The 14340-nt window shown below is 39.0% G+C and carries 14 protein-coding genes and 1 tRNA gene; 11 read left to right on the top strand and 4 right to left on the bottom strand.

The window, feature by feature from the left end:
• Positions 1–24: 24 nt before the first annotated feature.
• Positions 25–96, top strand: a tRNA-Glu gene (locus AO843_RS20020).
• A 116-nt stretch (positions 97–212) separates the two neighbouring features.
• Here AO843_RS20020 and AO843_RS20025 read toward each other — a convergent pair.
• The 3 genes from AO843_RS20025 to AO843_RS20035 are packed head-to-tail and all read right to left on the bottom strand — an operon-like array spanning position 213 to position 3082.
• Positions 213–1010 (bottom strand): ABC transporter ATP-binding protein, encoded by a 798-nt coding sequence (locus tag AO843_RS20025; protein WP_054612839.1) that lies wholly within the window; start codon positions 1008–1010, stop codon positions 213–215.
• Between the two features lie 15 nt (positions 1011–1025).
• On the bottom strand, positions 1026–2081 hold the full coding sequence (locus AO843_RS20030) for a FecCD family ABC transporter permease (protein WP_054612840.1): 1056 nt from the start codon (positions 2079–2081) through the stop codon (positions 1026–1028).
• A complete protein-coding gene (locus AO843_RS20035; RefSeq protein ID WP_054612841.1) occupies positions 2081–3082 on the bottom strand; it encodes a FecCD family ABC transporter permease in 1002 nt (333 codons plus the stop codon). The genes AO843_RS20030 and AO843_RS20035 overlap by 1 nt, the downstream gene beginning before the upstream one ends.
• A 144-nt stretch (positions 3083–3226) precedes the next feature.
• Between AO843_RS20035 and AO843_RS20040 the strand changes: the two genes are divergently transcribed.
• The 5 genes from AO843_RS20040 (at position 3227) to AO843_RS20060 (ending at position 7954) form a co-directional block, all read left to right on the top strand.
• Complete coding sequence (locus AO843_RS20040; RefSeq protein WP_054612875.1) at positions 3227–4222, top strand: ABC transporter substrate-binding protein; 996 nt, start codon at positions 3227–3229, stop codon at positions 4220–4222.
• Between the two features lie 129 nt (positions 4223–4351).
• Positions 4352–5566 (top strand): diaminopropionate ammonia-lyase, encoded by a 1215-nt coding sequence (locus tag AO843_RS20045; RefSeq protein WP_054612842.1) that lies wholly within the window; start codon positions 4352–4354, stop codon positions 5564–5566.
• Between the two features lie 125 nt (positions 5567–5691).
• The gene (locus tag AO843_RS20050) at positions 5692–6453 is read left to right on the top strand and encodes a MerR family transcriptional regulator (protein WP_054612843.1); all 762 of its coding nucleotides are present in this window, start codon (positions 5692–5694) and stop codon (positions 6451–6453) included.
• Between the two features lie 73 nt (positions 6454–6526).
• On the top strand, positions 6527–6979 hold the full coding sequence (locus AO843_RS20055; protein WP_054612844.1) for a TraR/DksA C4-type zinc finger protein: 453 nt from the start codon (positions 6527–6529) through the stop codon (positions 6977–6979).
• Positions 6980–7024: 45 nt separating this feature from the next.
• On the top strand, positions 7025–7954 hold the full coding sequence (locus AO843_RS20060) for a dipeptidase (RefSeq protein WP_054612845.1): 930 nt from the start codon (positions 7025–7027) through the stop codon (positions 7952–7954).
• Positions 7955–7968: 14 nt separating this feature from the next.
• Here AO843_RS20060 and AO843_RS20065 read toward each other — a convergent pair whose 3' ends face one another.
• A complete protein-coding gene (locus tag AO843_RS20065; RefSeq protein ID WP_054612846.1) occupies positions 7969–8886 on the bottom strand; it encodes a 1,4-dihydroxy-2-naphthoate polyprenyltransferase in 918 nt (305 codons plus the stop codon).
• 248 nt (positions 8887–9134) lie between these two features.
• Here AO843_RS20065 and AO843_RS20070 point away from each other — a divergent pair, with 248 nt between their 5' ends.
• The 5 genes from AO843_RS20070 to AO843_RS20090 all read left to right on the top strand — a co-directional run bounded on the left by AO843_RS20070 (position 9135) and on the right by AO843_RS20090 (position 14328).
• Positions 9135–10520 (top strand): isochorismate synthase, encoded by a 1386-nt coding sequence (locus AO843_RS20070; RefSeq protein WP_054612847.1) that lies wholly within the window; start codon positions 9135–9137, stop codon positions 10518–10520.
• Entirely contained in the window at positions 10513–12228 is a 1716-nt protein-coding gene (menD, locus tag AO843_RS20075; protein WP_054612848.1) for a 2-succinyl-5-enolpyruvyl-6-hydroxy-3-cyclohexene-1-carboxylic-acid synthase, read from the top strand. Before AO843_RS20070 ends, menD begins: the two co-directional genes overlap by 8 nt.
• Positions 12225–13034 carry a 2-succinyl-6-hydroxy-2,4-cyclohexadiene-1-carboxylate synthase gene (gene menH / locus AO843_RS20080; protein WP_054612849.1) on the top strand — a complete coding sequence of 270 codons (810 nt, stop codon included), beginning with the start codon at positions 12225–12227 and terminating at the stop codon, positions 13032–13034. Before menD ends, menH begins: the two co-directional genes overlap by 4 nt.
• A 62-nt stretch (positions 13035–13096) precedes the next feature.
• Entirely contained in the window at positions 13097–13915 is an 819-nt protein-coding gene (gene menB, locus AO843_RS20085) for a 1,4-dihydroxy-2-naphthoyl-CoA synthase (protein WP_054612850.1), read from the top strand.
• 53 nt (positions 13916–13968) lie between these two features.
• Positions 13969–14328, top strand: coding sequence for a hypothetical protein (locus tag AO843_RS20090; RefSeq protein WP_054612851.1), 360 nt, complete (start codon positions 13969–13971; stop codon positions 14326–14328).
• Positions 14329–14340: the final 12 nt, after the last annotated feature.

Here is a 14340-nt window from a genome sequence, read left to right on the forward strand (position 1 = left end):
TCAAATCCCTCCTTCTCCGCCATTGGCCCGTTGGTCAAGTGGTTAAGACACCGCCCTTTCACGGCGGTAACACGGGTTCGAATCCCGTACGGGTCATACTAAGTGCAGTAGATGAATTTACATCTACTGCACTTTTTTTATCAATTGAAAACATAAAAATAAAGCCTTCGCAGAAAAATGACGCTGCGAAGGCTTGTTGTTTTTCGATGACATTAAGAAATATTTCGTCCTTTTCCATAAGGAATACATAAGGGCGTTCCAAAGATTGGATCTGACGTCATTTGACATTCAAGATCAAATACATGACTAACTAATTCTGTCGTCATGATCTCCTCAGGCTTACCTTGACGATAAACTCCTCGATCACGCACAGTTATTATATGATCGGCATAACGGCAAGCGAGATTAATATCATGTAAGACCATAATAATTGTTCGCTTTTGCTGTTGATTTAATTCAAATAATAAATCTAAAACTTCTATTTGATGGGTTAAATCTAAATATGTCGTAGGTTCGTCTAAAAGTATAATATCTGTATCTTGAGCAAGTGTCATAGCAATCCATGCACGTTGACGTTGCCCCCCAGATAACTCGTCCACCGGTCTATCTTGTAAATGATCAGTACCTGTCGCTTTTAAGGCATTTAACACAATTTCTTCATCTTTCTCCGTCCATTGCTGACGCCAACTTTGGTAAGGAAATCGTCCTTGTTTAACAAGCTGTAGGACCGTTAATCCCTCTGGCGCTACTGGTGCTTGAGGAAGAATAGAAAGATTTTTGGCTACTTGTTTTGTAGATAATTTAAAAATATCTTCGCCATCTAATAAAACCGATCCCTTTTTTGGTTTTAGTAATCGAGCGATTGAGCGTAATAGTGTGGATTTGCCACAGCCATTCGCGCCAATCAATACAGTAATTTCATTCAAAGGGATAGATAAATTGAGATCTTCGATAATATTGGAATCACCATAACTTAATGTTAGGGATTTGGTTAATAAGGATTCAGTCATGTAGTATGGACTCCTTTATTTATTAGGGTTTCTAAATAATAAATAGATGAAATAAGGAGCACCGATGGCAGCAGTAAAGACACCAGCTGGTACTTCTAAAGGGCTAAATGCAGTACGACCGATAACATCTGCAATCATTACAAGCAATGCTCCAATGGCTGCAGATGTTGGAACAAGTACTCCGAACGATGAACCAACGATACGACGGGCAATATGAGGGGCCATCAATCCTACAAATCCAATTGCCCCTGCAAAAGAAATGGCGCTTGCTACTAAGCAGCAACATAAAAGAATTAAATAAAGACGGGTTTTCTGAACGGATTGTCCTAAGCCTGCTGCAGTGTCATCACCTAATTCTTGGACATTTAACTGTCGTGTAATGAAGAATGTGACAAGTAGGAGTATTAGGATTAATGGGACAACGATTTGAACTTGATTCCAATCGGCACTTTTAACGCTTCCAGTAATCCATTTATTGGCTTCACTTGCTTGATAGATTGGACCAATAATCATTAGCATGGTCGTAATCGCTTGCATTAATGCTGATACACTAATACCGATTAAGACAAGACGATTTGGTGTGACACCATCTTTCCATGCAAATAGGTAAACAAAAAACCCAACAACAGTTGCCCCAATAAAGCCTGCTAATGGCATCCACTCTATACTAACCGTTAAAGAGTGGTTGGAATCACTAAAAATGGCTAGAAAACCAACAACTGCTGCACCGCCTCCAGCAGAAATTCCGATAATATCAGGAGAGGCAAGTGGATTTTTAATAATTCCTTGTAAAACGGCACCTGCTACGGCTAACGCCATGCCAGCGAACATAGCAATAAAAATTCGAGGCATTCGAAAATCAATTATGATTAACCGATCAAAATCAGAGCCTTGGCCGAAAATAGTTTGTAAAACCTTTAATGGATTGATAAAAGAATCACCGAATGATGCACTAAGAAAGAAAACAGCTAGTGTTAGAAAGCTAATTACCAGTAATTTTTTCATAGCTTGTACATCTAATAAAAACGATATTTTTTGCTGAAATAAACGGATTGTTTTTACATTTTTCATTATTTTTTTCCACCTTTTCGCGCAAGGTAAATAAAGAATGGTGTGCCAATCATAGCGGTCATAACACCGACTGGAACTTCTTGTGGCATGATAATATAACGAGCTGCCACATCCGCTAACAATAATAGAATACCCCCAAGTAACGCAGCCATGGGAATCAGCCAACGGTGGTCAGTGCCAACAAACTTGCGCGCAAAATGAGGAACTACAATGCCAATAAAACCGATGGGGCCTGCGATAGCAACAGCTCCTCCTGCTAAAAAAATAACAATAAGACCTACTAATATTTTCATTAGCCCTAAACGTAATCCTAGTCCTCTTGCCACATCATCTCCCAGCGCAAGAATATTCATTTTAGGAGAAATGACTATAGCGGCTATCCACCCTATGATTAAATATGGGAGTACAGATAGCAGAATTTCAAGCTTTCGACCCTGTACAGAGCCAGCTAACCAAAACAATACTTGCTCTAGCTCTGCTTCATTTGTGGCAAGTAATCCTTGTGTAAATGATGCAAAAAGGGCACTAATGGCAGCCCCAGCTAAAGTTATTTTCACTGGTGTAACGGCATCTCTTCCTGAAAAACTGATTGCATAAACAGATAAAGCTGCGATGGCAGCACCTAGAAAGGCAATCCATGCAAATGATTGCAAACCTGAAATATGGAAAAAAATCATGGCAAAAACAACTGCAAAGCCTGCTCCAGCATTAATCCCCAATATTCCAGGAGAGGCTAAAGGATTTTTCGTTAAAGTTTGCATAAGTACACCAGTAATGGCCAAGGAAGCTCCGACACAACTGGCTATAAGCGCTCTAGGAATACGAACATTTTGAATAATGATATGCTCATTTGAATTGTTAAAATGTATAAAAGATTCATAGGTCGTTTGAATAGAGGTATTTGCATAGCCATAGACAATACTAATGCCCATACAAAGAAGTAAGAGCAATACGCCAACTATTAAAGAAAACGTTTTGGAATAATTATTTTTTAAAATCATGTTTAACTATACTCTTTTCTTTTATGATTATTAAATTATGTATTGACACTGATAAGTACATACAATAAGATTAATATCGTTCAAATGACAAATGAAAGTGATTTTCATTCTCGTCAATTATGCTTAAATATTTTATCATATACAATGGGGGAAGAAAAGGTGCAAAAAGCATTTCAAAAACTATTAGTATTGCTAGCTATTGTTGCTATTTTTGTTCTGGCAGCATGCGGTAATTCTAAAGATAATACAAAAGAAGAAAGCCCAAAAGAAAGCGATGCATACAGTGTAGAGCATGCCATGGGGACAACAGAAGTAAAAGATACACCAAAACGTATCGTTGTACTAACAAATGAAGGAACAGAAGCGCTTTTAGCTTTGGGTATTAAGCCAGTTGGTGCGGTACAATCTTGGACAGGCGATCCATGGTATGATCATATTAAAGATCAAATGGACGGTGTGGAAGTAGTCGGCATTGAACATGAAATTAATTTGGAAAAAATTGCTTCATTAAAACCGGATTTAATCATTGGTAATAAATTACGACAAGAAAAAGATTATGCGAAACTTAGTAAAATTGCGCCTACCGTGTTTTCAGATACATTACGTGGTGATTGGAAAGAGAATTTTAAATTATACGCAAAAGCAGTAAATCAAGAAACAAAAGGTGAAGAAGTATTAACAGCTTACGATGATAAGGTACAAGCGCTAAAAGAAAAACTTGGTGATCAAACAAACCAAGAAATTTCATTTGTTCGCTTTATGGCAGATAAATCTCGTATCTATTACACAGATTCATTTTCAGGTATTATTTTTGAAGCTTTAGGATTTAAACGTGTACCAGCGCAAGCAGAGTTATTTAAAGATAATGCAAAACTAGGAAACTTAGCTGTAGAGGTAGGAAAAGAAGTAATTCCTAAAATGGATGGGGATGTTATTTTCTACTTCACATACATGCCAACTGGTGATGACTCAGCATTAGCAACCGAACAAGAGTGGACACAAGATCCACTTTGGAAAAACCTTACGGCTGTTCAAAAAGGCAACGCACATAAAGTGGATGATGTCATTTGGAATACGGCTGGAGGAATTCTAGCTGCCAATATTATGTTAGATCAAGTGGAAGAAATCTTTACGAAATAATTAATGGATAAGCTATACATTCACCGAGTAAGGTGAGTGTATAGCTTTTTTTATTTTCTATGCTACACGCTGATGGTACTTTGTATTTTATAGTGAGATCGACTAAGATGTGGAGAGAGGGGGATAGGTATGAATGAAAAATTAAAGTGGGTTCTTAATCAGCATTATCTAGGGAAAGACAATGTCAACCAAGTAACAGACTTACTTTCGCATTTTACACTGGAACAGGTAAGGAAAGTTGGTCAATTCCAATGTACATATGAAAAATTTGAAAAGACACCTCTTCATTATTTAGAATCACTGGCATCATTTATTGGTGTAGAAAAAATCTTGATAAAAGATGAATCGTCACGATTTGGTTTGAATGCCTTTAAAGTATTAGGAGGCGTTTATGCTATCGCTCAATATGTTGCCAAAAAGCTCAATAAAAATATAGAGGAGCTTTCGTTTGAACAGTTAAAGTCACCAACAATAAAAGAGCAGTTGGGAGAGTTAACTTTTATTTCAACGACAGATGGGAATCATGGTCGTGGCGTAGCTTGGGCTGCTAGAGAGCTCGGTTTTCAAGCACGAATTTATATGCCTGCTGGTAGTGCCAAGGAACGTTTACAAAACATTAAAAATGAGGGAGCTTATGCTGAAATCACTTCAATGAATTATGATGACACTGTTCGATATACTTCACAGCTTGCACAAAAAAATGGTTGGGTTTTAGTTCAGGATACAATGTGGAATGGCTATGAGGAAATCCCATTATGGATTATGCAGGGCTATACAACACTTATACAAGAGATTGTTGAACAGATACAGCAAGCGCCAACCCATGTGTTTTTGCAAGCTGGAGTGGGGTCTTTTGCAGCAGCAGTTGTCGCCTTTTTAACACAATACTATGAGCATGACATCACGTTTGTATTAGTGGAGCCACATGTAGCTAATTGTTATTATGAAAGCTTTAAAGCGGGAACCAATGAATTTGTAAGCGTTGGTGGCGACATGCAAACCATAATGGCAGGGTTAGCTTGTGGCGAACCGAATCCTCAGGCATGGCAACTTTTAAAAGCCTATACAAAAGTAAGTATTAGTTGTGAGGAGGAAGTGGCAGCAACAGGTATGCGCATCCTTGGCAATCCATTGAACACAGATGCCCGCATTGTAGCAGGAGAATCAGGAGCAGCTCCATTTGGTTGTTTTTATGAAATAATGACAAATGGGCGACACGGCCAATTAAAGGATACATTGCAGTTAGATAGCGATGCAAGAGTATTGTTGGTTAATACAGAGGGTGACACGGATAAAGAGAATTATCGACAAATAGTGTGGCATGGAAAATATGCAACATTGTAGCAAAGGAAGTGGGCTGGCCAAAATGTGAATGGGCAGCCCATTTTTTAATCCTGCAAAAATTATAAAAAACCTATTGACCTTAACGTTGCGTCAAAGTTTACAGTAGCATTAGTGGAGGTGAAAACATGGAATATACAATTCAAGAGCTTGCACAATTATCTGGTGTAAGTACAAGAACACTTCGTTATTACGATGAAATTGGGCTATTGAAACCAGCTAGAACTAATGAAGCAGGCTATCGATTTTATGGTCAATTTGAAGTCGATATGCTGCAGCAGATTTTATTTTACCGAGCATTGGATATGAAGCTAGCAACAATTCAGGATATTATTCAGGCACCTCATTTTCAACATTCCGAGGCGCTAAAGTCACATAAAGCTGCTTTGCTTAAACGAAAAGAACAGCTAGAGATGATCTTACAGACAGTAGAAAAAACGATATTATCCATTGAGGGGGAAGAAACTATGTCAAACGAAGAAAAATTTAAAGGATTTAAAGAAAAGTTAATCGAGGATAATGAAAATCAGTATGGTCAAGAGATTCGCGCCAAATATGGAGATAAAACTGTAGATGCTTCGAATGCTAAGCTTATGAATATGACGGAGGAACAATTTCAGGCGATGCAGCAATTAGAGCAGCAAATGTTTGAGCGTCTAACAGAGGCAATGGAACTGGGGGACGCAACAAATGATATTGCGATGGAAGTCGCGGAGTTGCATAAACGATGGCTGAGCTTTACATGGAAAGAATATTCTAAAGAGGCACATGTAGGACTCGCTCAAATGTATATAGCGGATGAACGTTTCACAGCTTATTACGACGAGCGTAGTGTAGTGGGAGCAGCACAGTTTTTACATGATGCAATCGTAGCTTATACGAATAAATAAAAAATCCTTCCTTATGCTGATGTTTTAGAAATAATAAATTAGGAAAAAATAAAAGCATAAGGAGGAGATTTTTTTGGATCAACAAGTAATGCAAAAATTGAAAAGACAATTAGAACAAGAATTACAAGATATCGAAAAGCGAATAGATGAGTCAGAGCGTCCCCAAGCGACAGAGTTGTCTAATTATGATAATCATCCAGCTGATAATGCCAGTGATTTAACGGATCAGCTTACAGAAATGGCTATTGATGAGCATCGTGGTGACAATGCAGAGGAAATAAAAGAAGCCCTTCAAGCAATGGCAGACGGAACATATGGCAAATGTGCTGTTTGTGGTAAAGAAATTCCAATTGGACGTTTAGAGGCTATGCCGCAAGCTTTGACGTGTGTCGAGCATGCAGAAAAGAAGGAAGATCAATTACGACCAGTGGAAGAGGATGTGCTTTCTTCAACACCAAGGTCGGATGATTTTATAGAGCTTGAAGAATTTGGCTCCTCTGATACACCGCAAGACAAAAATCAGTAAGTATTTTCCTTACCAAAGCAGTATAATAACTGTAGAGGTGAGAATATGAACATTATTGATTTACATTGTGATGCACTTTTGAAATTAACAACCCTTGAAGCGGCCAGTTTTGCAGAGGATGTGCGTATACACGTCAATCAAAAAAGATTGCAGTTAGGGCAAATAAAAGCTCAAGTATTCGCCATCTTTATTGACCCAGATATCCCTCGAAATCAGCAATTTCTCGAAGTCATGCGCCAAATGGAAGCATTTCATACCCATGTTTTACAAACAGAGGGCATGGTGCATATTACAGATTGGGCACAGTTAGAACAATTAGCTCCACACGAAATAGGAGCCATTTTAAGCTTAGAAGGTTGTAGTGCAATTGGTGAAGATATAACAAAGCTAACTGCCGTACTGGATGCAGGCGTAAAATTAGTAGGTTTAACGTGGAATGAAGAAAATGCTGTAGCTCATGGAGCTGAACAAGATGCAAGTCTTGGTTTGAAGCCATTTGGTAAAGAAGTCATACAATTACTAAATGAGCGCGATATCATTATTGATGTCTCACATTTAAATGAACAAAGCTTTTGGGATGTGTTACCGTTAGCAAAACATATTATTGCAAGTCATAGTAATGCACGTGCGCTATGTGACCATCCACGTAATTTAACAGATGCACAGGCGAAGGCTCTTGTAAAACAAGGGGGGCATATCCATGTTGTTTATTATCCACTCTTTATTAGTGAACAAGATGCAACACTAGATCAGTTGGTAGATCATGTGGAGCATTTAGCCAACTTAGTAGGTGTCGAGCATATAGGTTTAGGTTCAGATTTTGATGGTATTGGTGTGACGGTAAAAGGCTTAGCTCATGCGGGAGAGGCTCAAAATTTATTAGAGGCATTACGAGTTCGCTTTTCAGCGGAAGAAGTACATGGCATCGCTAGTCAAAATTTTAAACGCTATGTAAAAAAAGCAGCAACCCGTTAAGGCTGCCGCAACTTTTATAAGAAATAATCAATTAATAAACCGATTCCTAATAGGAAGCCGAAGATTGTATTGGTTTGCGCTGTATATTTCATCGCAGGCATCACTTCTTTGGCTTCTTTTTTGTCTCTGAATATTTGAATGGCACGTAATGGCTTAGGAATACTTAAGAAGATAATTAAAGCCCAAAAAGTAATGCCATCAATTGCAACAAGGGCGATCACCCATAAATAAGATACGATAAAAAAGCCTGATAGCACAGAAATCGCATTATCACGTCCAACCAAAATAGCTAGTGTTTTGCGTCCACCTTCTGTATCACCAACAATATCACGAATATTATTGGATAGCATGATAGCACCAACTAAAATCATGCTTGGAACTGAAAGTAACACGGCATCGAGTGTTATTGTAAGCGTTTGAATATAGAAAGCAATTAAAACAATTCCCATTCCCATTACTGCCCCAGAAACAATTTCTCCAAAAGGTGAATAGGCGATTGGATATGGCCCACCTGTATATAAGAAACCAATAAGCATACAAACTAGTCCAACTGCAGCTAACCACCAAGATGTTGAGGCACATATATAAATGCCAAGTAACATGGCAATGGCATAAAAGCTTAGCGCAATCGTCATAATTGTTTTTGGTTTTACACCATGACGGACAATCGTTCCGCCAATTCCGACAGAATGCTCGTTATCTAATCCTAATTTGTAATCATAATATTCATTGAACATATTCGTTGCTGCTTGAATAAGCATACTTGCAATGAGCATAGCAAAAAATAGTCCAAAATCAATTGTTTCTTTTTCAATTGCTAGTGCAATCGCTGTTCCTAGGAATACTGGAACAAATGAAGCGGTTAAAGTGTGTGGACGTGTTAAATGCCACCAAACTTTAAAACCCCTATCAGCTTCAATGACTTTGGTCATAAGGTCTTTCTCTCCTTCAAATGTTGTCGACTCTTCTTATTTTAAACGAAGATTGAGAAAATGGGTAGGTTCACAGCTTATTACATACTGTTAAATGAAAAAAAGTGATACAATAGAACATGCATTTATGAACTGAAAATAAAAATAGGGTGAATAGCAACAGTACAAATGACACGGTTGCTAACCCAAAAAATGATGTGTTTTCGCCATCATTAATTATGTACACTGCAACAACGGAGGTAATTTTCATGCAACAGAAGTGGTACCAAGCCACAGAAGTAAAAGTGGACTCTTTGGGCCAAAGCCTTCATTTTTATATGGAAACAATGGAAGTGAGTTGCCTATCTGCACTGGCGTTTTATGCAGCAGGTGAAGAGTGTTATAAAGGTGAACGATTTTATTGGCAAAATAGAGAAAAGACAATGACATTAGTTGGGCTAGGACATGCCCATACCATTCAAAACAATGCAAAAAATGAACGTTTTGATGCTGTAGAAGCTGAGTGGAAAAGTTTAACGAAAAACTGTATAAAAGGACAAAGTGAGCTACAACCTATTTTGTTTGGCGGCTTTACATTTGATCCACAAAATAATGTTGCTGGAGAATGGACGGATTTCCCAGAAGCTTATTTTGCATTAGCGACGTTTCAACTTGTAATACGCGATGATAAAGCATACGTGAGCATTCATCTTTTGACGGAGGATCAGCAAGGTGAGGCCAAATTTGAGGCATTGAGAAAAGAACGAGATCATTTAATTCATGCAGCACAGGTTAAAGAAGTGAAAACGTATTCAAAGCCTGAAATATCAAGTTACTTTGAGCCGTATAAGGACCCTTATCTAGCTTCTATTGACCAAGTTACAGCTTTAATTAAACAAAAAAAAGCAGATAAAGTGGTTATTGCACGATCGCTTGCGCTGCAATTTAAAGAGCTAGTAACTGCCCCACAAGTGTTATCGCAAATTATCCATGAACAGCCAGAAAGTTATTTATTCGGCTTAGAGCATAAAGATCTTTTGTTTTTCGGGGCATCACCAGAACGTCTTGTAAAAGTGGAAGATGGGCGAGCATTTTCATCATGTGTTGCTGGTTCAATCAAGCGAGGAAAGACAGCAGAAGAAGATGAAGCTTTTGGACAAAGCTTGTTAAACGATCCAAAAAACGGTGGGGAACATCAATATGTTGTCGATATGATCGCGGACACATTCCGCAAAAATTGTGTGGAAATGTCCATTCCTGAAAGTCCTCGCTTATTAAAGATACGAGACATTCAACATTTATATACACCTGTCGAAGGTCAGCTCAATAAAGATGCTACGATATTACAACTAACAAAATCTTTACATCCAACTCCTGCATTAGGAGGCGTGCCACGTAATGAAGCGTTGGCAGCTATTCGTAAGTACGAGCCAATGAATCGTGGTCTATATGCTGCGCCAATAGGCTGGTTAGACGCAGAGGGGAACGGTGAATTTGCAGTCGCTATACGGTCAGCTGCATTACTAAAAGATAAAGCTTATTTATATGCGGGTGGCGGTATCGTAGCAGATTCAGAACCACAATCTGAATATGAAGAAACATTAGTAAAATTCCGTCCAATGCTTCGTGCGCTAGGGGGACAATTACATGAGTGAACGGAAAATTTTAACAGATTATGTATATAAAATGGTCGCATCGCTAGTACAAGCTGGTGTGGAAAATGTTGTCGTTAGCCCAGGCTCACGTTCAACACCTCTTGCCTATGCGGTTGCTTCTACAAAACAAATAAAAATGTATCGTCAGGTAGATGAGCGCTCGGCTGCTTTCTTTGCTTTAGGTCTTGCTAAAGCCACTGCTAAGCCTGTTGTCCTCTTATGTACATCTGGTACAGCAGCTGCAAATTATTTTCCTGCAATTGTTGAAGCAAGCTATGCGCGTGTGCCACTGATTGTTATTACAGCTGATCGACCACATGAATTACGGGAGGTTGGCGCACCACAGGCAATTGATCAGTCTCATTTATATGGTTCACATGTGAAATGGAGTGTAGATTTCCCATTAGCAGATGGTGCTGCCCCAACATTGCCCTTTATTGAGCGTCATATTGCTCGGGCAGTAGCCATTGCTACAAGTGCACCTTTTGGACCAGTGCATATTAATGTTCCTTTCCGTGAGCCTTTATTAATTGATTTTCAGGATGAACTGCCAGCCATGACATTTAAGCACAGTAGTATGGGACAATTAATCCCAACAAGCATTGCTATACAAGAGCTTTCCTCTATTTTACAATCGACTAAAAGAGGCTTTGTTATTGTTGGAGAATTAGCACTTGGCACTGATTTAGCATTTGTGTGGGAATTTGTACGTCAGTTGAAATGGCCAGTGATAGTGGAAAGTTTGTCGAATATGCGTGCCGCTGTACCAGAAGATTGTTTGCCATATCTTGTGACAGCCTATGATGCCATTATGAAGAGTGAGGATTTTAAAGCACTTGTACAGCCGGAAACAGTTTTACGCATTGGGGCGCAGCCTGTTTCAAAATTTATCATGCAATTTATTACAAAAACACAGCCAAACGCTTACGTGATTATTGATGAAGATCCTATGTTTAGAGATGCTACGGGCGTATCTACACATTTTATTCATGCTAATATTGGTCAATGGTTGACACAATTGATAATCACGGGCACAACACTGGAGGAGTCATACTTAGCCGAATGGCAAAAAGCCAATCAGCTTGCTTCTAACTATATTGAACAGTATACAGAAGTAGAAAAAGATGAAGGGGCGATGGTCGGTCGTTTACTAAAAATGATTCCTGATAGTAGCGATATTTTCGTTAGCAGTAGTATGCCAATACGTGATATCGATACATTTTTATTGGCAACACCGAAGGATTTACGTATCTTTGCCAATCGGGGAACGAATGGGATTGATGGCGTAGTATCAACAGCAATGGGCTTCAGTCAAGGAAATGACCGAGAAACCTATTTATTGATTGGTGATTTAGCCTTTTTACATGATGTAAATGGTCTGATAGCTTCTAGATACCAAGAATGTAACTTAACCATTCTTGTGATGAATAATGATGGTGGAGGTATTTTTTCTTATTTACCTCAGTCAACAGTGGAAGCACATTATGAGGATCTTTTTGGCACACCAACTGCCCTTGAATTCCGTGATATTGCCAAGATGTATAATATGGACTATGTACGTGTAGATTCAATCTCTGAACTGTCTGAGAAATTTACTTCAGGCAAAAAACGTCCTTTACGTTTGATTGAAATATTTACAGACAGAGCAGAAAACGTTCAGGCCCATCGAGAGTTATGGAATCGTATTAATTCGGAGTTAAAAGCATGACAAATTTGATGATTCGAGGTCTTGAAACCCATGTTGAGGTGTGGAATGAAAATGGTACCCACACACTAGTTGCTTTACATGGATTCACAGGTAGCACAGCTACATGGCACAATCTAGCACAAGCCATTCCGAATGTCCGCGTCATTGCGATTGATTTAATTGGACATGGGAAAACAGCTACTCCAGAGCAGACCCAGCGTTTTTCAATGGGGGAACAATTACAAGACTTAGAGAAACTGTTTTGCCAGCTCAATGTAGAGAAATTTACACTGTTGGGTTATTCAATGGGAGGAAGAATCGCACTATCATATGCCATTTCGTTCCCTGGCCGTGTTCAAAAGCTTGTTTTAGAAAGTGCTTCTCCTGGTTTACGAACAATAGAGGAACGGAATGAACGCTCTGAGCGAGATGACATACTAGCACAAAAAATTATTACAAATGGGTTAGTCTCTTTTGTGAATGCATGGGAGAATATACCGCTTTTTGCTTCGCAGCGTCATCTATCTGACCCTGTGCGAGAAGCCATTCGCACAGAAAGACTTTCGCAGAAGGAAGAAGGATTAGCCGGAAGCTTAAGAGGTATTGGGACAGGAACCCAACCGTCGAATTGGCATTGTCTGGACCAACTAGAATTACCTGTGCTACTCATTACTGGTTCTTTGGATGAGAAATTTTGTCAAATTGCACTAGAAATGAAAGCGCTATTAAAAACTGTTAGGCATATAACAGTAAATGACGCAGGACATGCAATTCATGTGGAAAATCCCGCGGAGTTTGCTACAATAGTAGAGGAGTATTTAACGTAATACTATTTTACGTTAGCGCCTCGATAGTAACGAGACGAATTTAGAATATAGGAGGCAATTCAATGACACGTCAATGGACTACACTACATACTTATGAAGACATTAAGTATGAGTTCTATAACGGTATCGCAAAAATTACGATTAACCGTCCCGAAGTGCGTAATGCATTCCGCCCAAAAACGGTTATGGAAATGATAGACGCATTTTCACGTGCACGCGATGACAAAAATATCGGTGTAATTATTTTAACTGGTGAAGGTGAACATGCCTTCTGCTCAGGCGGAGATCAAAAAGTTCGCGGCCATGGTGGCTACGTAGGAGACGATGAAATCCCACGTCTAAACGTCCTTGATTTACAACGTTTAATCCGTGTAATTCCAAAACCTGTAGTGGCAATGGTTGCAGGCTATGCAATTGGTGGAGGACACGTATTACATGTTGTTTGTGATTTAACAATTGCTGCTGACAATGCTCGCTTTGGACAAACTGGTCCAAAAGTAGGTTCATTCGATGCTGGTTATGGCTCAGGCTATCTTGCTCGTATTATTGGACATAAAAAGGCTCGTGAAATTTGGTTCCTTTGCCGTCAATACGATGCACAGCAGGCACTTGATATGGGCTTAGTCAATACAGTGGTTCCTTATGACCAATTAGAAGATGAAACTGTTCAATGGTGTGAAGAAATGCTACAAATGTCACCAACTGCCTTACGCTTCTTAAAAGCAGCGATGAATGCAGATACAGACGGCTTAGCAGGTCTTCAACAAATGGCTGGTGACGCTACACTTCTTTACTACACAACAGATGAAGCAAAAGAAGGTCGCGACGCTTTCAAAGAAAAACGTCAACCAGATTTTGGTCAATTCCCAAGATTCCCTTGATTCTTTAGGGTGCTTGTAAAGCTCGTATCTTTTAGAGATACGAGCTTTTTTGTATGCCTGGGAAAGTGATAGTGGTGGATAGAAACAAGAAAGTGACGGATAGAACAAAGAATGTGACGGATAGAACAAAGAATGTGACGGATAGAACAAAGAATGTGACGGATAGAACAAAGAATGTGACGGATAGAACAAAGAATGTGACGGATAGAACAAAGAATGTGACGGATAGAACAAAGAATGTGACGGATAGAACAAAGAATGTGACGGATAGAACAAAGAATGTGACGGATAGAACAAAGAATGTGACGGATAGAACAAAGAATGTGACGGATAGAACAAAAGAACTGACGGATAGGAACAAAAATGTGATGGATAGAAGCCAATATATCATGAATAGACAAGCGATAGGATAAAGCGTTAAGATG

Origin of the sequence: Lysinibacillus sp. ZYM-1 (genome assembly GCF_001308875.1) — a bacterium.
In the GTDB taxonomy this organism is placed as follows: domain Bacteria; phylum Bacillota; class Bacilli; order Bacillales_A; family Planococcaceae; genus Lysinibacillus.